Genomic DNA, 18,689 nt, shown 5'->3' with positions numbered 1-18,689 from the left:
TGTCTCTCCTTGTTGAATAACGGCTCAGGACCAGCGTCGGAAGATCAGCGATGTATTGACACCGCCGAACGCGAAATTGTTGTTCATCACGTATTCATGACTCATCTGCCGGGGCTCGCCGCGCAGGTAGTCCAGCTCGCCGCACTGCGGGTCAACCTGATCCAGATTGAGCGTATGGATATAGCGGTCGCGATTGAGCATTTCGATGCAGAACCACGATTCCAGTGCCCCGCAGGCACCGAGGGTATGGCCGAGGAAGCTTTTCTGCGAGCTGATCGGCATGCGCGAGCCGAACAGACTGCTGGTGGCCAGGGTTTCGGCGATATCGCCCTGTTCCGTGGCGGTGCCGTGACCGTTCACATAGCCGATGGCTTCGGGGGGCAGATTGGCGTCTTCCAGGGCCAGCTCCATGGCGCGGCGCATGGTCGCCTGCTCCGGGCGGGTGCTGTGGGCGCCGTCGGCATTACTGCCGAAGCCGACCAGCTCGGCATGGATATGGGCGCCGCGGGCCAGGGCGTGTTCCAGTTCTTCCAGCACCAGCATGCCGCCACCTTCGCCAATCACCAGGCCGTCGCGACCACTGTCGTAGGGGCGCGGGCTGGTCTGGGGGGCGTCGTTCTTCAGGCTGGTGGCGTACAGCGCATCGAAGACCATGGCTTCGGTCGGGCACAGTTCTTCGGCGCCACCGGCGAGCATCAGCGGCAGGCGGCCGAACTTGATCGATTCGTAGGCATAGCCGATGCCCTGGCTGCCGCTGGTGCAGGCGCTGGACGTGGGGATCAGGCGCCCGGTCAGACCAAAGAAGATGCTGATATTGGCCGCCGTGGTGTGGGGCATCATGCGCACATAGGAGTTGGCATTGAGACCCACCGCCACCGAGTTGAGCAGCATATTGCCGAAAGCCTTGATCTCGTCGGTGCTGCCGGTGGACGAACCGCAGGCGGTGCCCATGCGGCCGTCGCGGATGATCGGGTCGTTGAGCAGCCCGGCATCGATCAGCGCCATCTCTGATGCGCCCACAGCCAGGCGTGATACCCGGCCCATGCTGCGCAGTTGCTTGCGCGTCCAGTGCGCGGGCACGGCGTAGTCATCGATGGGGCCGGCCAGGCGGGTGTTCAGTTCGGTGAAGCGATCCCATTCGTCCATGCGGCGGATGCCGCTGCGGTTGGCGTTGAAGTTGGCTTCGATACTGGCCCAGTCGCTGCCCAGGGAAGTGATACCGGCCATGCCGGTGACAACCACACGTTTCATCAGCACAGGCCTCCATTGACGGCCAGGACCTGGCGGGTGATATAGGCCGCTTCGGCGGACATAAGGAAATTCACCGCTCCAGCGACTTCTTCCGGTGTGCCCATGCGCTGTGCGGGAATCATTTTCATCAGTTCTTCCACCGGTACGTTTTCATCGAGCATGGCGGTATCGATCAGCCCCGGCGCCACGCAGTTGACGGTGATCTTGCGCTTGCCCAGTTCGATGGCCAGGGCCTTGGCGGCGCCGATCAAACCGGCCTTGGAAGCGCTGTAGTTGACCTGGCCGCGATTGCCGATCAGCCCCGAGACCGAGGTGATGCAGACGATGCGTCCGGCCGCGCGGCGGCGGATCATCGGCATCATCACCGGATGCAGGACGTTGTAAAAGCCGTCGAGGTTGGTTCTGAGTACCACGTCCCAGTCATCGTCGCTCAGGGCCGGGAAGGCGCCGTCGCGGGTCAGCCCGGCATTGAGCACCACGCCGTAGTACGCGCCGTGGCTTTCCACATCCTGTTCAAGGATGCGTTTACAGGCCTCGCGGTCGGCCACGTCGAATTGCAGAATGCGCGCCTGCCGCCCCAGGGCGACGACTTCGGCCTGTACGGCCTCGGCGTCGTTACGACCGTTGCGGCAATGCAGGATCAGGTCGAAACCTGCCTTGGCCAGACGCAGGGCGATGGCGCGGCCGATGCCACGGCTGGAGCCGGTGACCAGTATCGAGTCAGTCATGTGCGGGCTCCTTCGTTCAGGTATTGGGCGGCATGGGGTGGGCGATAAACATTGAGGCGGGCGAAGGCTTCGATACCAGGCCCGGTCAGACGGCATTCGAACACGCCCATGCCGTTGTCGTCCTGCAGTGAACGCAGGGCGTGGATTTGCAGGAGGCTGCCGGCAGGAAACTGCTCGACATTGCATTCGAACTTGCGGCTGCCGAGCAGAAAGCCCAGCTCCACCGCTTCACCCTTCGTGCGAGCCTGGCATCCGGCGTAGGCGGCGACGCTCTGGGCCATGAGTTCGACCCCGACCCACGCCGGCATGTCGCCGTTGGCCAGGTTGAACAGGCCACCGGGGGTGACGGTCAGGCGGGTATGGATCTGTTCCTCATCGAACGCCACGACCTCATCGATCAGGATCATGTCGCCGGCATGGGGCAGCAGTTCGGCGAGCGGCCAGTCGATCATGGGGCGTCTCCGATAATCAGGCTGATGTTATTACCCCCGAAGGCAAACGAATTGCTCATCAGGTAGCGGGAAGAGGCCGGTGCAAGCCGGGTATCTGCAGTGGTCCAGTTCAAGGCGGGCAGTTCGGGATCGGGCTGGCCGTCCCAGAGGTGCGGCGGCAGCGCCTGTGCGGTGTTTTCCGGCGCCAGGCTCAGCCAACAGAACGCTGCCTCCAATGCACCGGCCGCGCCCAGGGTGTGGCCGGTGAGGGGTTTGGTCGACGAGCAGGGCACGCCCTGCGGGAAGATGGCGTTTACGGCCAGGCTTTCCATGGCGTCATTATGACTGGTCGCGGTGCCGTGCAGGTTCAGGTAACCAATCTGCCCGGGCTTTACCCCGGCGCTGGCCAGTGCCTGTTGCATGGCTTGTTGGGCGCCACGGCCGTTGGGCTCGGGGGCGGAGATATGGTGTGCGTCGCAACTGGCGCCCGCGCCGAGCAGGGCGATCGAATGCTCGTCGCCCGGTTCGCGGGTCATCAGGAACAGCACGGCGGCTTCGCCGATATTGATACCGTCGCGGTTTTGCGAGAACGGATTGCAGCGTTGTGCGGAAACCGCTTCCAGTGCGTAAAAGCCGTTCAGCGTGAGCTTGCACAGGGTATCCACGCCGCCACACAGCACGGCGTCACACAACCCCATGTCCAAGGCCCGGCGAGCGCTGAGCAGGGCGCGAGCGCTGGAAGTGCAGGCGGTGGAAATCACGTAGGCCGGGCCGCTCAGTTGCAGCCAGTCGGCAAGGAAATTGGCCGGTGCGCTGAGGACCTGCTGCGGGTACTGATAGTCGGCGGGGAACTGCTGGTCGCGCAGCCAGGCAGCAATCCCCCGACCGGCCTCATCGATGCCCGAGGTGCTGGTACCAAGGATCACGCCGATACGATCGCGCCCGTAACGCTGGATCGCCTGCTCAATATCGCCTTCGATCTGCTGAGTCGCGGCCAACAGCAGTTGATTGTTGCGGCTCTGGTGGGCGGCGAGATCGGCTGGCAGCTGCGGTAGTTCGGCTTTCACCGCGCCCACTGGCAGGTGGCGTTCCGGCACCCAGCCGCTTGCTGCGCACATGCCCGAATCATCGGCGGCGAACAGCTTGCGGGAGACCTCGGCACGGCCTTCGCCCAAGGCGCAGATCAGGCCCACGGCGTTGAGATAGGCGGTCATGGTGCGGTCTCGCTGTTCAGCGGGCTGACGCCATAACTGACCGCCGGGCTGTCTTGATCGCGTCTGACGTCCAGGTCGAAGACATTGGCGCTGTGGTATTCGACTGTCCAGCGCTCCTCCAGGTGGCGATGGGTGCCCCGACGTTGCGCCTCGGGATAGTTATTGCGCAGTTCGGTGTCGGGTGTCAGGGCGAACAGCAGCGCGGCGAACAGTTCGCGGGCTTCGGGATTGGGCGGCAACAGGCCGTCCGCCTGCCACTGGCCGTTGATCAACAACAGCCGCGCCTGGGGAATGCCCAACGGGTCCATCATCGACCAACGCAGCCCCTGGGGTTCCTGCTGAATGATCAGCAGCCAGTCCTGACGCTGTTCGCCCTGTTGGCGCTGGATATGCAATTGCAGCGGCGTTTGCAGGTGCGGCAGGATCGTCGGCAGCGGCGCCTGATGCGTGGAGCAGGCACTCAGCAGCAGGACGCAGCACAGCAACAATGCGCGAATCATGGAGTTGCCCCGTCGAGTGGCTTGCGCGCCACCACATTGACCAGGGTCTCTTCGCGCTGGCCGAACGGCTTGGGCTTGCGCAGCTTCAGACGTTCCAGCAGGCCGAAGTCCTTGGCCCGGCTCCACCACAGATAGGGGTAGGAGACGTTCTGTGGACCGAAGGCAAAGCCCTGGTCGCGAATCATCTGCAAATATTGCGCGGCGCTTTTCTGTACGTGCATCGGATGGCGAAAAAACCAGCGAATCACCCAGGTATCGATATAGGCCTCGGTGGATTCGGCGAACAGCAGATAGCCGCCGGGCTTGAGCACACGATAGAACTCGGCCAGGGCCCGCTCCTGCTCGACCAGATGATGGAAGGTCTGATGGCAGAACAGCAGATCGACACTGGCGTCGGGCAACTGCAGGGCCGCGCAGTCGCTGCCGATCAGCTCGATATCGATACCCTGGGCACGGGCTTCGGCACGGCTCGTGGTCAGGCTGTCAGGGTCGGCATCCACGCCCAGCAGGCGCGATGGAGCGAATACCTCACGCAGGCGGCGGAAGGATTTGCCCTGGCCGCAGCCCGCATCCAGCAGCACCGGGGCATTGGGCAACTCGCTATCGAACAGGTTGCGCAGATCGTTGATCGCTACCCGCAGCACATGATGCTGCCAGGTATGGCTGCGCAGGAACCACAGGCCGAAACGGGTTTCCTCGACGTAGCTGTCGCTCAGGAACGGACCGCTCATGCCGCACCTCCAGCGCAGTGTTCGGCCAGCATGCGCAAGCGTCGCTTGGGTTCGCTGACAAAGGGGTTGCGTTCATCCCAGGCGTAACCGGCAAGGATCGAACTGATCATGCTGCGAATATCCTGCGTGCTGTCGGGGTAGAAAATCACGTCCTGGAAGCTGCCGTCGTACCAGCCTTCAACGTAGGCGCGGAAGGTATCCACGCCGCGCTTGAGCGGCACAGCGAACTCGCTTTGCCAGTCCACGGCCGCTCCCTGCAACTGGCGATGCAGCAGGCCGGCGGCCATGCTCGCCGAACGCATGGCGATGGTTACGCCCGAGGAGAATACCGGGTCGAGAAATTCGGCAGCGTTGCCCAATAAGGCGAAGCCTGGGCCGTGCAGGTTTTTGACGTTGGCCGAGTAGCCACCGATGGTGCGCGCCGGAGTATCCCATACAGCGTTTTCCAGCAGGCTCTTGAGGTGCGGCGTTTCATCGACGAACTGACGCAGGCAGGCATCCAGGTCGGCTGGCTTGTCCTTGAAGCGTTCGGCAGCAGCGACCACGCCCAGAGAGCAGCGGCCATTGCTGAACGGAATCGACCAGAACCACACGTCGCGGTGCTCGGGGTGGATACTGACGAGGATTTTCTCGCGGTCGAAGCGTTTGCTGTCGATACGGTCTTCGATGTGGGTGAATACCGCCTGACGCAGCGGAAAATTCGACGGTGCTTCCAGATCCAGCATGCGCGGCAGCACACGGCCATAACCACTGGCGTCGAGAACGAACTGCGCCTCGACGCTGTACTCGCTGCCGTCCAGGCGCCGTACGGCCAACACGGGGCAGGTGGCGCTGAAGTCGGCGGCAATGATCTCTTGCTGGTAGCGAATCTCCACGCCCTGCAGCTCGGCCTGATCGGCCAGCAGTTTGTCGAACTCGCCGCGCTGAACCTGGAAAGTCGTGGGCTTGCCCTGGCTGAAGGTATCGCCGAAGTCGAATGCGCTGTAATGATCCTTCCAGGCGAAGGCGGCGCCGTTCTTCTTCTGGAAACCGGCGGCGTTGACCGCCTCGAGCATGCCTGCTTCTTCGACGAAATCCAGGCAGTGGGACAGCAGGCTTTCACCGATGGAAAAGCGCGGAAACTGCTGGCGCTCGATGATCAGCACGTCGTGACCGTTGCGTTTGAGCAGTGCAGCGGCGATGGCCCCGGCCGGGCCTGCGCCGATCACTACAACGGTACGGCTTTCTCTATCCGTGTCTTGCCTGTCAGTTACGGGCACAAGATTTCCCTGCCTGTTCGATTGATTTGGGAGACGGCACACGCCCCATGCCGGCCAGCGCGGGCAGCAGGGTGGCAGTCAGGCTCATCAGCATCAGCGCGAAGTACAACGCCGGGCTGATCAGTTGTTGTTGCAGCAGCAGATTGAGGAAAACGATTTCACTCAGGCCGCGAATATTCAGCAGCAGACTTTCGCGCCAGCGGCTGGCGCCACTGAACGATGGCGTGGCCCAGCGCAGACCCAGCCAGTTGCCAAGGATTTTACTGGTGATGGGCAGCAGGATCAGCATGGCCAGTTGCAGCCAGCCCAGTTCGACCATGGCGCTGTGCAGGTTGATCTGGACAATACCGAACGTGAGGATCAGCGGGATTGCCAACAGGTTCTGCAAGCGTTGCAGCCATAGCGGATTGATCGGCGCCACCCATGGCTGTTTCAGCCCTGCCATGCACAGCAGATAACCAATGCCGAAGATCAGCGCATTGAGTTTGTAATGCTCGGCCACCACCAGCAAGGCGAAGAAGGCGGTGCTGTAGAGCTTTGGCTGACGCAATTGCAAGGCGCGCAGGAGTAACGGCACACAGGCACCGAGCAGCGGCAGCAACAGGCTGCTCAGATGCAGGCTGCCCTGGGCCAGGCCGAACAGGCTCCAGCAGGCCAGGTCGATGAGGATCGCGGTCTGCACCAGGCGCTTGATGGCGCTGGGCGGATAGTCGATATGGCGCAGATACAGGTACAGCACCGGAATGGCGGTAATGGCGAAGACCAGGCCGATGGCCAGATCACTGAGCCAGGACTGTTGCGGCAGCAGCCACAGCGCGCAGGCCACTCCGGTGACGAAGGGCACGGTAAAACTGGGCAGGGCGATCTTCAGGCTCTGGCGGTCCAGATGCAGGTCAATCACATCGCTGAGGATATGCCCCAGGACAATGGCGAAACTCAGGCCGTACAGGGATTTCAGCCAGGTCGGGCTGATCAGTTGCGCGCCGCTGAGCTGCCAGTGAGGTTCGATCCAGAACAGCATCAACAGCGGCAGGCCCAGACTCGCCAGCAGTAACTGACTGACGATGGGGATCAGCCCCAGCCGCCGACCCAGGCGCGTAGCCAGGGCGAACAGCAGCAGTGTCATCAGCCAGAACAGCAGGATCATCATGGCGTGGCCTCTGCGCCAGCCGGCACCGCCACCGGCTTGTGCGCGGCCCAGGGCGCGAGCATGAAGCTGAACGCCAGGCCCAGGCTGACCGACAGGCCGAAGTTGCTGATGGCTGGTGTATTGGACACCGCCAGCAGGCCGAAGGATAGCCAGGTGGTCAGCGCGGCCAGCAAGGTCCCCAACAGGCTGACGGCAGCCCCGCCGACCTGTTCGCGCATGAGGATTGCGTAATCGACGCTGATCGCCGTCACCAGCAACAGGCCGAACAGGCTGAACAGCGTCAGCGGCTGCCCCAGCCAACCGAGGCTGGCCAGGCTGCACAAGGCCGCCAACAGCGGCAGCGCGACGATGCGCAGGGCGCCGCCGAAGCCGAACGGTGCGATCAGCAGCAGGACGATCAATGCGCAGGACAGCAGTTTCAGTTCGGCCGCGCTGACCTGGGTCTTGGCGAACACACTGTTCAGCTCACCGAGCCGGTCAACCAGCACCACGCCTTCAAGCCCCTGGGCCTGAACACGCATCAGCATGGCATCGTTAAGGCCTTGCAGGCTGACGATCCCGGCGACACCGTCCTCATTCGCACCCAGCCACAGCGTGCGCCAGGGCTCACCCAGCGGTCCGGCCAGGACGCTGTCGATATCGGCGATCGGCAAGGCCTGGAGCTTGTTCAGCTCGGCCTGCAAGGCATCGGCGGGAACGCCCAACTCAAGCAGTGGCTGCCAGAGCTCGGGCAGACGTTTCAGGGCCTGGCGTGTGGCCTGTTGTTCAGCAGGCGAGGCGACGATCTGGTTGAGGGACAGATAGCCTTGCAGCTTGTTCATATCTACCAATTGGTCGAGGCGCTGGCCCAGAGCCGCTTCCCGTTCCAGCAGCTGTTGCGGGTCCTTGCCCCGCACCAGGAAAAACTGGCTGGTGGGCTGGAAGCCGGTGATGCGGGCGATGCTTTGCGCTTGCTGGGTCAATTGCGGCGGTGCGGAAATCCATTGGCGAATATCGTTGCGGGTGGTCAGGTGCCAGAGGCCGCCAATGCAAAACAACAACAGCAGCGCCAGCAGCCAGGGCGTGCCGATGCGCCGCAACAGAGCTTCGCGACAGGCCAGTAGGCGCTCGCTAAAGCGCAGCGGCCAGTGCGCCGGGCGCAGTTCGACGTTATTGAATAGCGCGGGTAGCAGGCACACGGCGGTCAGGTAGGCGCCGACCAGTCCGGCTGCTGAAAACACCGCGATTTGTGTGAGTGCCGGAAAGGGCGTCCACGCCAGGGCCAGGTAGCCGATGCAACTGGTGGCCAGGCTCAGGCTCAGGCCGGGCAGGGTCAGGCGCAGGGCGGGCCAGCTTTTCCATGGCTTGAGGGTCCAGCTCTTGGACAGATAGTGAAGCGGGTAGTCCACCGCCACGCCGATCAGGCTGGAGCCCAGGACCAATGTCATCACATGCATATGGCCGAACAGTGCGACGCAAGCCACGGCACCAAACACCATGCCCACCAGTACCGGGACGAAGGCCAGCAGTACTCGCCAGCGGCGGAAGGCCAACAGCAGCAACAGCAGAATCCCCGCCGTGGCGCCGCCGCCGACCCAAGTGATTTCCCGGGTGGCCTGACGCTGACCATCGGCGGCATACAACAGGCCGCTGGCGGCCAGCATTTGGCCGTGATCCTGCATAACCTGTTGGCGAGCGCTGTCCACCAGATCCGCGACCCGCAACGGCAGGTGCATATCGAAGGCATCGCCCTGGGTACGGGCGCGCAACAATACCCAGCTGATGCCATCGCTGCTGGCGATCAACGCGCCGCTGCCGATATCCGGCTGCACCGAACCGTGCCTGGGCATGCCGCTCTGGATTCGTCCGGTCAGACCCAGCCAGTCGTCCTGGCTCGGCACCAGACTGAAGCCGCCGAATGGGTCGAAGAGGTTTTGTACGCGTTGCTGGATAAAGGCTTGAGGTTGTTCGATCAATTGCCTGCGATCGGCCGCAGACAGCATCGCCAGACGGCCTTGCAGCAGTTGCGTGCGCAGCGCTGGCAGATCGGCCTGCAAGCTCCATTGGACCTTCTCGAACAGCCCGCTGGCCTGCCATTGCCCTGCCAGGGTCTGCGCCAGCTTGATCGCCTGTTCGCGGTCAGCGTGGCCGACCAGCACCAGCATCTCCCGGTTCAGCGGCTCCTGCATGCGCTTTTCCGCGAGCAATTCCAGGGCATCAGGGGCGGTACCCGGCACCAGTTCCATGAGATTGGCCGACAGCGGCGCAGCACCGCGCCATTGCCAGCCCGCGACGGCGAGTACCGCCAGCAGTATGATCAGAAACAGGCGCGGCAACAGACGTTCACTGGGCAAAGTCATTACGCTCCGCATCGCTCAGGGCCGGGACGCTCTGGCTGTCGATCATCTTCAGCACGGTGCTGTCGCCCTGGGTTTCCAACAGTTCGATACGCTGTACCAAAGCACCGCCATCGATATTGATTTGCTTGAACACCTGTTGCAGCAGCAGCGACCGCGGCGTCAGGGTCAGTTGCCAGGCCTGGGGATCGCCCTTGAGTTGCAGGTCGAAATCCCGTTGCAGGCCGCTGCTGTCGCCTTGCAGTACCGCCAGGAACAGGCGGTTCTGTTCGGCTCCGGCACTTTTGTTCGGCAGCAACTGCCAGCTCCGCCCGTCACGGCGCGAGATACCTGCCGGGACGATGCGGTAGTCCTGCTTGAGCGGGGTATCGAGCAGCCAGAGCAAGCCGAACTCCTTGGCCAGGACAAACCGGCCCTTGCTGATCAAGGGTTGCGGCAAGGCTCTTAGATGTTTCTCCTGAATGAAGTTCCCGCGCACCACCACTGGCCTGGACAGCTGTTCGCTCAGCTGAGGCAGATCGAACGCGTGAGCCAGGGGGGCCAGGGTGATGAGGGCGAGGACGCACAGAATGCGGCGCAGGATGTTTTTATGAAACAGCGCAAGACCTGCTGAATCACCGGAACTCTGTGGCAGCGAATTCATTCGCGAAAGCGCTGTTTCAGGCGATAAACATGCGTCGGATGTACTGGCCTCTTCGCGGATGAATTCGCTCCCACAGATTCGTTCCCACACTGCGCTGCGTTTGATGAGGCTGAAAACGCTCATGACAACACCTTGGCGACTGCATCGGTAAACACCTTGGGCGAGGCCAGTTGCATCTCCCGGGTCTGCATATCGACGGCCACCTGCACCGTGCAGGCGCGGGTCAGGCGTTCGCCGGTCACGGCATCGCTGATCAGGTAATTGATCTTCAGACGGTTTTCCCACTCCACCAGGCTGGCCCGCACCGTCAGCTTCTGGCCGAACACCGCGCCGCGTACGTAGCGCAGTTGCAGGTCGATCACCGGCCAGGCGTAGCCGGATTCCACCATCTGCGTGTAGTTGTGGCCGATCCGATCAAGCAGCGCGCAACGCGCCACTTCCAGGTATTTGACGTAGTGGCCGTGCCAGACGACGTTCATGGTATCGACGTCGAAAAACGGCACCAGCACCTCGGTGTCGGCGTGGAAAACCCCTTTGCTACGCATGCAGCCTCCAATGGCGTTCGGCGATCCGTTGCAGGCACAGGCGCAGTTCGCCTTCCAGGGCGCGGTCTTCGATAACCGGCGGGAAGTCGGCAGCCAGTTGTTCGTGCATCGCCGCCAGTGCCGGTGGCAGCGGGCGCGCATCGGCGGCCTTGCTGCGCAGCCAGACACCCTGATTGGCGGCGATCAGCGTGGCGGCGGCGACCTGTTCGGTCAGCTCCAGCACGCGAATGGCGTCGCGGGCGGCGATGGTGCCCATGCTGACCTTGTCCTGGTTATGGCATTCGGTGGAGCGCGAGAACACGCTGGCAGGCATGGTGTTTTTCAGGGCTTCGGCGGTCCAGGCGCTGGTGCCGATCTGCACCGCCTTGAAGCCGTGGTTGATCATCGCCCGGTCCGCCGGGGCGCCGGACAGATTGCTCGGCAGGCCATGGTTGTAGCGTTCATCCACCAGCAGCGCCAGTTGCCGGTCCAGCAGGTCGGCGACGTTGGCCACCAGCGTCTTGAGACTGTCCATGGCAAAGGCGATATGGCCGCCGTAAAAATGCCCGCCGTGCAGCACGCGCTCGGCTTCGGCGTCGATGATCGGGTTGTCGTTGGCGCTGTTCAGTTCGATTTCGATAAACGAGCGCAGCCAGTTCAGGCTGTCGGCCAGCACACCCAGCACATGGGGCGCGCAACGCAGGGAGTAGCGATCCTGCAGGCGATGCAGCGGCGCGGTCGGCGCGTCGATGGCCAGGTCCTGGCGCAGCCAGGCAGCGACTTGCATCTGCCCCGGATGAGGTTTGGCGGCAAACAGGCGCTCGTCGAAATGCTCGGGGTTACCTTGCAGGGCGACCACGTTCAGCGCGGTGATGCGGGTCGCCAGTTGCAGCAGGTAATCGGCGCGGGCGAAGGCCAGGCAGGCCAGGCCGGTCATCACCGCCGTGCCGTTCATCAGCGCCAGGGCCTCCTTGGGCCTCAGCACCAGCGGTTGCCAGCCCAGTTCGCGGTGCACATCGATGGCCGGGCGGCGCTCGCCTCGGAACATCACTTCGCGCTCGCCGGACAGGGTCGCGGCAACGTAGGACAGCGGGGTCAGATCACCGCTGGCGCCCACCGAGCCTTCTTCAGGGATCAGCGGCAGCACGTCCTGATCGAGGAAGGCTTGCAGACGCTCCAACAGTTCGACCCGCACTCCGGACACGCCATGGCACAGCGACTGCAAGCGCGCAGCCAGTACGGCGCGGGTCGCCTGGGCGTCGAGCAGCTTGCCCAGACCGCAGCCGTGGAAGGTATACAAATGGCGCGGCAGGGCCTCGACATGTTGCAGCGGCACGGCCACCACGCAGGAGTCGCCATAGCCGGTAGTGACGCCGTAGATCACGCCTTCCTTGTCCAGCAGCGAATCGAGGAACTGCGCGCCCTTGGCAATGCGTTCGCGGAAGGCACTGTCGCTCTGCAGGGTCGTGGGCACCTGGCGGTTGGCCAGGGCCAGTACGTCTTCGATCTGCAATGCACGCTCGCCGAAGGTAACCGGCTCAGGAACTTGATTCGTCATCGGACTTCCAGAAAGGGTAGAAATTGAACCACTGCTGCGGCGCTTGCAGGCAGTAGTGGCTAAGACGGTCGGCGTAGCGCTGGGTCCACTGGGCGATCACCTGCTGGCGGTCACTGCGGCGCCACTCGATGGCTTCGGCAAAGCGCTCCAGGGTCACTTGATAACCCTGAGGGGCCTTGAGGCAGAAAATCAGATTGATCGGGCATTTCAGCAGCCCGGCCAGCAACCACGGGCCTTGGGGGAATGGTGCCTGGCCGCCGAGAAACTCGACCCGCACATTGCGCCCGCCATGCAGCGGCACGCGATCCCCGGCAATGGCCAGCCACTCGCCATCGTCCAGACGCTGGCTCAGTTGCAGCATGATCGCCGGGTCCAGCTCGCTAACCTGAATCAGCCGCAGGTTGGTCGCTCCGGCCTCGCCCAGCAGGCGATTGAACTGCTCGGCATGCTTGGTGTGGACCAGCACGTTCATGGTGACCTTTTCCCCCAGTTCGGCCAGGGCCCGGCAGACCTCAAGATTGCCCAGGTGCGTGCCTACCAGCATCTGCCCGCGACCGCTGCGTAGCTCACTGCGCAAGAGGGTCGGGTCGATGATTTCGATCTGGGAAATCTTCAGCTTGCCGTTCCACAGGTCGAGTTTGTCCAGCAGCGAATCGGCGAAGGCCATGAACTGGCCGAACACCCGCCAGTGGCTGGGGCGCAGCTCCGGGCGTTGGCTCCAGTCGGCGAGGCGCTGCTGATACTCCCAGGCACTTTTGCGCGCCGATCGGCCGAACAGGAAGAAATACAGCACGATACCGTGCAATAACGGGCTCAGCACCCGCCTCCCCAGGTGTTTGGCGGCCCAGGCGGTGAGCTTCATCAGCAGGAAGCTGCCGCGCTCTTCATGGTTGGCCCAGTGCTGCTTGTCGGGGGCGTCACTCATGGCAATACCCGTCTGAACTGGATTGGGATCCTACGGGCGCGTGATTCTTGTTTCCGCTCATGGCAACCACCGCCGCCACAGAATCAGCGGAAAGCGCCCAAGCATGCCGAAGAACAGTTTGGTGTGCATTTTCGAGATCAGGGCGTTGTCATGGAACAGGCGGAAATGCGAAAGACCGTCCTCTGGGTAGTGCACCCGGGTCGGCAACCACTGCATCGTTTGATTGCGCCAGGAAAGGCGCACGAGGATTTCCGAGTCGAAGTCCATGCGCTTGCCGATCTGCACGTGCTCGATCAAATGCATGACCGGTGCCAGCGGATACATGCGAAAGCCGCACATGGAGTCCTTGATCTGCAACGACAGTGTATTGACCCAGACCCAGAAGTGCGTGAGGTAGCGCGCATACAGGCGGCCCTTGGGCACGCTGGCATCGTATTGCGGGTAACCGCAGATCAGCGCATCGGGCTGGGCGCGGGAGTGGTCGATAAACAGGGTGATATCGTCCAGATCATGCTGGCCGTCGGCGTCCACCTGTAAGGCATGGCTGAAACCCAGGCGTCGGGCTTCGTGAAAACCCGCCATCACCGCGCCGCCCTTGCCCTGATTGACCGGCAGGCGGACCAGGTAGACATTTTCGCCCGCAGCCAGCTGTTGCATTACAGCGGCGCAGGCCGGGCTGCTGGCGTCGTCCACCAGTATGCAGGGCAGGCCAGCGGCCAGCACAGCGTGCACGACCCTGGGCAGCGGCAGTTCGTGGTCGAAGACGGGGATGATTGCGCAGGGGTTATGCATGCAGCCCCCGCTGTTCTCGGATTTGTGCAGGGGCATTTTGTGGGGGCGAATTCAGTGGGAGCGAATTCATTCGCGAAAGCAGTGTTTCATGCGATGAAGATGTGCCAACTGGAATGGCTTCTTCGCGAATGAATTCGCTCCCACAGAATTTGTACCCGCCGGGTATGGCGCGTTGTTCAATCATCCGCGTTCTCCAGCAGAATTCGGCCGCTCGAACAGGGCGCATCACCATTGCGGAAGGCGAAGTACAACTTGCCGCGCTCGGTATCGAAACGCAGTGTCAGGCTGATCCGGTCGCCGGGGCGTATCAGTTGCTGGAACTTGAGCACTTCCATGCCGGCGAATCGAGGTGGCAGGTCGAGCAACCGACGGCCAAGCGCGATGGCCCAGTCGACTTGCACAACGCCCGGCAACACGGGTACGGAGGGAAAGTGCCCGCTGAAATACGCCAGGTCTGGTGGCACGCTCAGCTCAAGCTGCCACTCGCCATCGATGTGCTGCTGGCTGAGTACGTCGGGTTGCTTGCTGCGCGGGGCCATGAGCAACGCCTGGACCTCGGCTTGCGCCAGCTTGCCCTGTGCGTTGAACGGAAGCTGGTGCAGCAGACGCCAGCGGCGAGGCAGGGCCAGGGTTTCGCAGTGCGGGATGAGGTGTTGGCGCAGGGTCTGGGTCAGGGCACGACGGCCGCCGTTGCGCAGGGCATACAGACCTTTTTCGCTGAGTACGACCAAGGCGCCCAGAGACGCCCGGTTCTCCTGGACCACCCCCAGCCGCGCTTCGCTGACCCAGTCATGGGCCGCCAGCGCCTGCTCCAGCAGGGGCAGGGAGATGCGTTTTTCTTCCAGCTTGACGATACGGTCCAGCCGGCCGAGCAATTCAAAGCGGCCATCCGGACTCATGCGTGCGGCATCGGCGGTGTGCTCGATATGGCCTGCAGGCATATAGGTCGAGCTGATCAACAGGGCACCGTCGGCATCCTGACCCAGTTGCACGCCCTCGAAGGGCAGCCACAGGCTGTCGCCCTGACGCCAGGCGATGCCGCCGGTCTCTGAGCTGCCGAGAACTTCCGTCGGCCATTGCCCCAGGCGTTGCTGCAAGCTGGCGGCGGCATCGGCAGGCAGCGTGCCGCCGGAGGAAAATACCCGGCGCACGGCACTCAGGCCCGGCCAGTCGAGATTTTCGCCCATGCGCTTGAGCAGAGCCGGGCTGGCCACCCAGGCGAAGTTTTCGAACTCGCGGCTGGCGCGCTGCAAGTCCTCGGGGAACGGTAACTGTTTGCGCACGAAACGGCGTCCGGCGCTCAGGGGCCAGAGCACGCGGAACAGCAGGCCGTAGATATGCTGGGCGGCGACGCTGCCAATGATGCACGCGTTGCCCAGATCCTCGCCCCATAGGCGCTCCAGCACCTCGATCTCATTGACCAGTTGGCGCAGGCGCTTTTCGATCAACTTGGGTTCGCCGCTGGAGCCTGAGGTACACAGGCTCAGACGGCATTCATCCGGATCGAGGAGGGCGGCGGGCAGCGGCGCGGCTTGTAACTGCTCAAGGCAAAGGTCGTCTGGCTGATCGGTCAGCCAGCCATCCACGTGCCGCGACCAGCGTTCACGGGTCTGGGCCTGCAGGTCGGCGGGCAGCAGCACGCTGACCCCGGCTCGCCAGGCGCCGAACAGGGCGACGGCCAATTCACCGGCATCTTCCAGGTGCACGGCCAGGCGCTTGATGCCGCAGGCTTGCAGCCCGGCAGCGATGCTCAGCGCCTGTTCGCAAAACTGCGCGTGGTTCAGCGCCGGGGCCTGTGTCAGCGCGCGGGCCGGCTGCGGGTCGAGCAGCAGGCGCTCGGAGGGTATCCAGTCAACAGCCATGCGGTTCACGTGTTCCATTTCATGCGCCGCCTCTGACTCGGCGGCGGACCATCCATTCACCTGCAAACAGCAGGCCCATCAGTGCGTAGGAAAGCAACCCGGTCCATAGCGTCCACCACGCCAGGGGTGCCCATAGCGTAAGCGTCGCGGCAATCAGGCCATTGCCGAGGAAAAACCAGCACCAGACTTGCGTTACCTTGCGTGTGTAGGCAATCGCGACATCCGGCAATTGCGGCTCACGCAGGCGCGCCAGGCGTTCCACCATCGGCGGCCCGTAAACCAGACTAAGACCGAACAGACTCAGCATCGACGCGCAGATCAGCACCGGGTACCAACGCAACAGCGCCGGGCTGTCGAACACGCCCAGCAACAGGCAGAACACGATGGCGACCGCAGCGGTGATCATTGCGCCGGGACGCTTCTCGGTCGTCAGCGCCCGCCCCAGCCATAGCACACCGAGCAACAGCGCAAACTGCCAGGGCGCGAAGTGCCCCATGCCGTAGTACACGGCAAACGGATACAGTACACCGACCACTATCAGGCCCAGGCTGGTCAGCCGCTTCATGCGGCGCTGTTGACCAGTCGATAGACCGCCTCGACCACGTCATTCACGGTACGTACTGATTTGAATTCTTCAGCGGCGATTTTCTTGCCGGTCTTGCGCTTGATGTGATCGATCAGATCCACGGCGTCAATGCTGTCGATTTCCAGGTCCTGATACAGGTTGGATTCCAGACTGATGCGCTCGGGTTCAAGTTCGAACAGTTCGACCAGTGCGGCACGCAGGGTCTCGAAAATATCTTCACGGGTTTGCATGTTCAGTCCTCAGGCCGCTTGTCGGGCGCTGATGAACGCCGCAAGGCTGTCCACGTTGGCGAAATGGTCACGGGTGTCCTTGGCGTCGGCGTCGATCTTGATGCCGTAACGCTTCTGGATGGCCAGGCCCAGTTCCAGAGCGTCGACCGAATCCAGGCCCAGGCCTTCACCGAACAGAGTCTGGTCATTGCCAATGTCGTGCACGCTGATGTCTTCGAGGCCCAGGGCGTCGATGATCAACTGCTTGATGTCACGATGTAGATCGCTCATCTGCGGCGAGCTCCTTGATGAAGTAGTGATGCAAGTAATCGTTGAGCTTGCGTGAGGCCACCGGTGGCGGCCCCATTGCAGCAAAGGCTTGTGGATCTATATCGGCACCGACACGCAAACTGAAGTGCACGCGGCGCAGCGGGATGCGGTACCAGGGCTCGGCTTTGGTCAGGGTGGTGGGGCTGACCTGGATCACCACCGGGGTAATCAGCGCCGCGCCGCGCAGCGCAATGGCCGACGCGCCGCGATGAAACTCGGGGGCGTGGCCCGGGCGGCTGCGGGTGCCTTCGGGGAAAACGATCAGGGTCTGGCCGCTGCGCAGCACCTGGGCGGCGTTATCGAGCATCTCGGCACTGCCGTCGTTGCTGATGTAGCCGGTAGAGCAGACGGGGCCGCAGGTGAACGGATTTTCCCAGAGCTTGCGCTTGACCACGCAGTTGGCGTCCCGCACCAGGCCGATGAGGAAGACCACATCGATCAGCGACGGGTGGTTGGCGATGATCATCTGGCCGGGGCGACCCAGGCGCTCGGCGCCCTGCACCTCATAGGTCAGTACGCCGGTGCGGGCCATCAGGCGGATAAACAGCCAGAACAGCCGGCTGATGGTGTGACGGGCGCGCTGGCGACGGCGCTCGGTATCACCCGGCAGCAGATTGAGCAGAGGGAATATCACCAGGCGCAGACACAGGCCGCCCAGCCCGAACAGGAAAAAGCACAGGGCGGTGGCCAGCAGGCGCCAGTAGTAGGCGTCGCGGCGTTTGCTCAATGGCTGCGTTGCCAGTTCCATACTCGTCTTTTCCATGAGTGTCGGCACACGCTTTGAGCGCTGTTCAGGGTGCGCAGCAGGTTCAGGGCGTTTGGCCACTGGCTGCCCGATAGCTCTTCTTCGCAGGGACTGTCATCGATGCTGTTGAGTGACAGACTCCAGTCCGTGCCGGGAGTCAGCAGCAGACCAACGGCATAGGGGAAGGGCACGTCGTCGATCCACTGTGAATAGGCTTGCGGTGGTTGTTCTTCGGTAATGATCAGCAACACGGCGGCGGCGCCTTCGGCCAGCAGCGCGGCAGCTTCGAACACGCCGTGTTCCAGGCCATCACCATCGGCGGCCAATGCGGTCATTTCGCTGGTTTCGCCACGCAGGATCGACCACAGGCCAATCACCGCGTTATGCACCGACAGGCTGAACTGGGTCGGTGAAAGTGGTTCGCTATTGGCCACGTCGCAGAGGATTTCAAAGGTGCGCGGGGTTTCGCCGTGACGCGAGACAAATACCAGCGGCAGGCGCTCATGGCCTTCGGCCAAAGGCCAGCCCACGGCAAAGGCCATGCGCGCCAGACGCCCCAGGCGTCGGCGCTGCATGGCCGGCAGGAACGATACGTCCGGGGCCTCATCGCTGTTGTGCAGATGCGTGGGCTGCTGGCACCACTGCTGCCACTGTTCGACGCTCGCCAGACCGGGTGCCCAGGCGCGCCATTGTGCGATGTTGAAGGTGATCAAATTCTCATCCCGCCCCTGTGGGCTACTTCTTGTTGCTACTGCGGTGCTGCCGGGCGGCTGACCAGTCATCAATCCTGGGTGCGGCAAATTGGCCTGGTGGCGGGAATTATCCCGGTGGCGGCGAATAGTAGCAATTTGTAAGGGAGCAAATGTAGGAAGTAGACGACCGCATCGGTCGGATTATTCTTTGTCTTGGCCGGCA

General features: G+C 63.0%; 20 protein-coding genes. All 20 read right to left on the bottom strand.

Annotated elements, in window-relative coordinates:
- Positions 1-24 precede the first annotated feature (24 nt).
- Positions 25-1,251: a beta-ketoacyl-ACP synthase gene (locus ACCD02_RS21635; RefSeq protein WP_413306306.1), complete on the bottom strand. Its 1,227-nt coding sequence runs from the start codon at positions 1,249-1,251 to the stop codon at positions 25-27.
- Positions 1,251-1,979 carry a 3-oxoacyl-ACP reductase FabG gene (gene fabG, locus ACCD02_RS21630; RefSeq protein ID WP_413306304.1) on the bottom strand — a complete coding sequence of 243 codons (729 nt, stop codon included), beginning with the start codon at positions 1,977-1,979 and terminating at the stop codon, positions 1,251-1,253. The genes ACCD02_RS21635 and fabG overlap by 1 nt, the downstream gene beginning before the upstream one ends.
- Complete coding sequence (locus ACCD02_RS21625) at positions 1,976-2,431, bottom strand: hotdog family protein (RefSeq protein WP_413306301.1); 456 nt, start codon at positions 2,429-2,431, stop codon at positions 1,976-1,978. Before ACCD02_RS21625 ends, fabG begins: the two co-directional genes overlap by 4 nt.
- Positions 2,428-3,624, bottom strand: coding sequence for a beta-ketoacyl-[acyl-carrier-protein] synthase family protein (locus ACCD02_RS21620; RefSeq protein WP_413306298.1), 1,197 nt, complete (start codon positions 3,622-3,624; stop codon positions 2,428-2,430). The genes ACCD02_RS21625 and ACCD02_RS21620 overlap by 4 nt, the downstream gene beginning before the upstream one ends.
- On the bottom strand, positions 3,621-4,124 hold the full coding sequence (locus tag ACCD02_RS21615; RefSeq protein WP_413306296.1) for a hypothetical protein: 504 nt from the start codon (positions 4,122-4,124) through the stop codon (positions 3,621-3,623). The genes ACCD02_RS21620 and ACCD02_RS21615 overlap by 4 nt, the downstream gene beginning before the upstream one ends.
- Complete coding sequence (locus ACCD02_RS21610; protein WP_413306294.1) at positions 4,121-4,855, bottom strand: class I SAM-dependent methyltransferase; 735 nt, start codon at positions 4,853-4,855, stop codon at positions 4,121-4,123. The genes ACCD02_RS21615 and ACCD02_RS21610 overlap by 4 nt, the downstream gene beginning before the upstream one ends.
- Positions 4,852-6,114, bottom strand: a complete 1,263-nt coding sequence (locus tag ACCD02_RS21605; protein ID WP_413306291.1) for an NAD(P)/FAD-dependent oxidoreductase — start codon at positions 6,112-6,114, stop codon at positions 4,852-4,854. The genes ACCD02_RS21610 and ACCD02_RS21605 overlap by 4 nt, the downstream gene beginning before the upstream one ends.
- Positions 6,101-7,264: a sodium:proton antiporter gene (locus tag ACCD02_RS21600; RefSeq protein ID WP_413306288.1), complete on the bottom strand. Its 1,164-nt coding sequence runs from the start codon at positions 7,262-7,264 to the stop codon at positions 6,101-6,103. The genes ACCD02_RS21605 and ACCD02_RS21600 overlap by 14 nt, the downstream gene beginning before the upstream one ends.
- Positions 7,261-9,597, bottom strand: coding sequence for an MMPL family transporter (locus tag ACCD02_RS21595; RefSeq protein WP_413306332.1), 2,337 nt, complete (start codon positions 9,595-9,597; stop codon positions 7,261-7,263). Before ACCD02_RS21595 ends, ACCD02_RS21600 begins: the two co-directional genes overlap by 4 nt.
- Positions 9,587-10,243, bottom strand: coding sequence for an outer membrane lipoprotein carrier protein LolA (locus ACCD02_RS21590; protein WP_413306285.1), 657 nt, complete (start codon positions 10,241-10,243; stop codon positions 9,587-9,589). Before ACCD02_RS21590 ends, ACCD02_RS21595 begins: the two co-directional genes overlap by 11 nt.
- 119 nt (positions 10,244-10,362) lie before the next feature.
- Positions 10,363-10,788, bottom strand: coding sequence for an acyl-CoA thioesterase (locus ACCD02_RS21585; RefSeq protein ID WP_413306282.1), 426 nt, complete (start codon positions 10,786-10,788; stop codon positions 10,363-10,365).
- Positions 10,781-12,325 (bottom strand): HAL/PAL/TAL family ammonia-lyase, encoded by a 1,545-nt coding sequence (locus tag ACCD02_RS21580; protein ID WP_413306280.1) that lies wholly within the window; start codon positions 12,323-12,325, stop codon positions 10,781-10,783. Before ACCD02_RS21580 ends, ACCD02_RS21585 begins: the two co-directional genes overlap by 8 nt.
- Entirely contained in the window at positions 12,306-13,250 is a 945-nt protein-coding gene (locus ACCD02_RS21575; protein ID WP_413306277.1) for a glycosyl transferase, read from the bottom strand. Before ACCD02_RS21575 ends, ACCD02_RS21580 begins: the two co-directional genes overlap by 20 nt.
- A gap of 57 nt (positions 13,251-13,307) precedes the next feature.
- The gene (locus tag ACCD02_RS21570) at positions 13,308-14,042 is read right to left on the bottom strand and encodes a glycosyltransferase family 2 protein (RefSeq protein WP_413306274.1); all 735 of its coding nucleotides are present in this window, start codon (positions 14,040-14,042) and stop codon (positions 13,308-13,310) included.
- A 176-nt stretch (positions 14,043-14,218) separates the two neighbouring features.
- Positions 14,219-15,922 carry an AMP-binding protein gene (locus tag ACCD02_RS21565; RefSeq protein WP_413306271.1) on the bottom strand — a complete coding sequence of 568 codons (1,704 nt, stop codon included), beginning with the start codon at positions 15,920-15,922 and terminating at the stop codon, positions 14,219-14,221.
- Position 15,923: 1 nt separating this feature from the next.
- The gene (locus tag ACCD02_RS21560) at positions 15,924-16,469 is read right to left on the bottom strand and encodes a hypothetical protein (protein ID WP_413306268.1); all 546 of its coding nucleotides are present in this window, start codon (positions 16,467-16,469) and stop codon (positions 15,924-15,926) included.
- Entirely contained in the window at positions 16,466-16,720 is a 255-nt protein-coding gene (locus ACCD02_RS21555) for an acyl carrier protein (protein ID WP_413306265.1), read from the bottom strand. The genes ACCD02_RS21560 and ACCD02_RS21555 overlap by 4 nt, the downstream gene beginning before the upstream one ends.
- Before the next feature lie 9 nt (positions 16,721-16,729).
- Positions 16,730-16,990 carry a phosphopantetheine-binding protein gene (locus ACCD02_RS21550; protein WP_413306263.1) on the bottom strand — a complete coding sequence of 87 codons (261 nt, stop codon included), beginning with the start codon at positions 16,988-16,990 and terminating at the stop codon, positions 16,730-16,732.
- Entirely contained in the window at positions 16,971-17,777 is an 807-nt protein-coding gene (locus ACCD02_RS21545; protein ID WP_413306261.1) for a lysophospholipid acyltransferase family protein, read from the bottom strand. The genes ACCD02_RS21550 and ACCD02_RS21545 overlap by 20 nt, the downstream gene beginning before the upstream one ends.
- Entirely contained in the window at positions 17,753-18,487 is a 735-nt protein-coding gene (locus tag ACCD02_RS21540) for a beta-ketoacyl synthase chain length factor (protein WP_413306258.1), read from the bottom strand. The genes ACCD02_RS21545 and ACCD02_RS21540 overlap by 25 nt, the downstream gene beginning before the upstream one ends.
- Positions 18,488-18,689 lie beyond the last annotated feature (202 nt).

The sequence above is a fragment of the Pseudomonas sp. Pseusp88 genome, from assembly GCF_047303955.1.
In the GTDB taxonomy this organism is placed as follows: domain Bacteria; phylum Pseudomonadota; class Gammaproteobacteria; order Pseudomonadales; family Pseudomonadaceae; genus Aquipseudomonas.
The sequence above is the reverse complement of the archived record's forward strand: the minus strand, read 5'-3'. Positions and strand labels throughout refer to the sequence as shown.

Excerpts from the sequence above, each read along its gene's own strand:
- ACCD02_RS21600 (WP_413306288.1), bottom strand. The coding sequence starts at position 7,264 with ATGATGATCCTGCTGTTCTGGCTGATGACACTGCTGCTGTTCGCCCTG.
- ACCD02_RS21565 (WP_413306271.1), bottom strand. The coding sequence starts at position 15,922 with ATGGAACACGTGAACCGCATGGCTGTTGACTGGATACCCTCCGAGCGC.
- ACCD02_RS21610 (WP_413306294.1), bottom strand. The coding sequence starts at position 4,855 with ATGAGCGGTCCGTTCCTGAGCGACAGCTACGTCGAGGAAACCCGTTTC.
- ACCD02_RS21580 (WP_413306280.1), bottom strand. The coding sequence starts at position 12,325 with ATGACGAATCAAGTTCCTGAGCCGGTTACCTTCGGCGAGCGTGCATTG.
- ACCD02_RS21545 (WP_413306261.1), bottom strand. The coding sequence starts at position 17,777 with ATGGAACTGGCAACGCAGCCATTGAGCAAACGCCGCGACGCCTACTAC.
- ACCD02_RS21575 (WP_413306277.1), bottom strand. The coding sequence starts at position 13,250 with ATGAGTGACGCCCCCGACAAGCAGCACTGGGCCAACCATGAAGAGCGC.
- ACCD02_RS21590 (WP_413306285.1), bottom strand. The coding sequence starts at position 10,243 with ATGAATTCGCTGCCACAGAGTTCCGGTGATTCAGCAGGTCTTGCGCTG.
- ACCD02_RS21625 (WP_413306301.1), bottom strand. The coding sequence starts at position 2,431 with ATGATCGACTGGCCGCTCGCCGAACTGCTGCCCCATGCCGGCGACATG.
- fabG (WP_413306304.1), bottom strand. The coding sequence starts at position 1,979 with ATGACTGACTCGATACTGGTCACCGGCTCCAGCCGTGGCATCGGCCGC.
- ACCD02_RS21570 (WP_413306274.1), bottom strand. The coding sequence starts at position 14,042 with ATGCATAACCCCTGCGCAATCATCCCCGTCTTCGACCACGAACTGCCG.
- ACCD02_RS21635 (WP_413306306.1), bottom strand. The coding sequence starts at position 1,251 with ATGAAACGTGTGGTTGTCACCGGCATGGCCGGTATCACTTCCCTGGGC.
- ACCD02_RS21560 (WP_413306268.1), bottom strand. The coding sequence starts at position 16,469 with ATGAAGCGGCTGACCAGCCTGGGCCTGATAGTGGTCGGTGTACTGTAT.
- ACCD02_RS21555 (WP_413306265.1), bottom strand. The coding sequence starts at position 16,720 with ATGCAAACCCGTGAAGATATTTTCGAGACCCTGCGTGCCGCACTGGTC.
- ACCD02_RS21615 (WP_413306296.1), bottom strand. The coding sequence starts at position 4,124 with ATGATTCGCGCATTGTTGCTGTGCTGCGTCCTGCTGCTGAGTGCCTGC.
- ACCD02_RS21550 (WP_413306263.1), bottom strand. The coding sequence starts at position 16,990 with ATGAGCGATCTACATCGTGACATCAAGCAGTTGATCATCGACGCCCTG.
- ACCD02_RS21620 (WP_413306298.1), bottom strand. The coding sequence starts at position 3,624 with ATGACCGCCTATCTCAACGCCGTGGGCCTGATCTGCGCCTTGGGCGAA.
- ACCD02_RS21585 (WP_413306282.1), bottom strand. The coding sequence starts at position 10,788 with ATGCGTAGCAAAGGGGTTTTCCACGCCGACACCGAGGTGCTGGTGCCG.